2 pseudogenes are annotated in these 1013 nt (G+C 34.0%); one reads left to right on the plus strand and one right to left on the minus strand.

Going from position 1 to position 1013, the window contains the following annotated elements:
* A pseudogene (locus tag AC1DTM_RS28440) lies at positions 1 to 291 on the plus strand (hypothetical protein); the annotation flags it as partial.
* Positions 292 to 935: 644 nt separating this feature from the next.
* Here AC1DTM_RS28440 and AC1DTM_RS28445 read toward each other — a convergent pair.
* Positions 936 to 1013 (minus strand): annotated as a pseudogene (locus AC1DTM_RS28445) (exosporium protein D); the annotation flags it as partial.

Genomic DNA, 1013 nt, shown 5'->3' on the forward strand with positions numbered 1-1013 from the left:
ATAAATAAGGGAATTAGTGGGGACCAGATTGAGCCGCATAAAATGAAAAAAGAGACTTCGGATGAAGAGGCAGAATTTATACTTATCATCAATAATCAAATTAATAAAACCCGTAAGGAACAGGCTGGTGCTACTCAAGTGGCAAGTGGTGGCGGAGAAGACAGTGCAGCGGGAACCAACGCTGCCATCGAAAGTTCTAATACCAAACAGCAACATGCAGTGGGAGGCGGAACGGATAGTTCGGCAGAAAATGCAGGTGAAGAAGGCGACCAAATAGAAAAATGCGATTAAAGAAAAGAGGCTGTAATTATTTCGCAGCCTCTTTTTCTTATTATGGATTAATTGGTCTATTACTTACCCAACCRAATTAGGAATATATTAAATATCTTGATGGATCATATACTGTCCATAATCCTATCCGTTGAGAAGTATTTGGATTTATATATATCGCGATTGTTCCATAAGATTTTCTATGACTAGCTAAAGTATTGTCAATATATACTGCAAGGTCATAAGGCTGAAGCTGTATTTAATAAAAAGTTGTAGCTTCCGATTTTGATGATGAGAAAAATCAAATTCGTCAACTCGAATTGTCTTTTGCCATAGAAGCATGTGCTTCTATTTTTGAAGAGCTATTAGTATTTGTACGGTTTCTAGTAATAAGTTTTGGATTATACATTCAAAAATAGAAAAAATATATCCAGCTTTATTTAGCAATGAAGCTTAGTAAGAAGCGTGTGGATGTAAAAATCGTTATTGAATAAAAAATCAAAAGAGCACGCCTATAAACGTACTCTTAGAAAGGTAAGAATCTTATGAGTGGAGGGGATCTCCATATAATAACATATGCTTGTCTAGTTTAAATGTGTAAAATTTATAAACAAAAATGCTATTTTATTAAGAAATGAGAAATGATAGATAAGTAAATACATAAACTAACAATCATAATCATTGTCTTCATGGTTACATTCATCGCAAGGGTTGTTCTGGTCATCACAGCAAATACAAAATGT

Source organism: Bacillus sp. P4_D3, assembly GCF_056401855.1.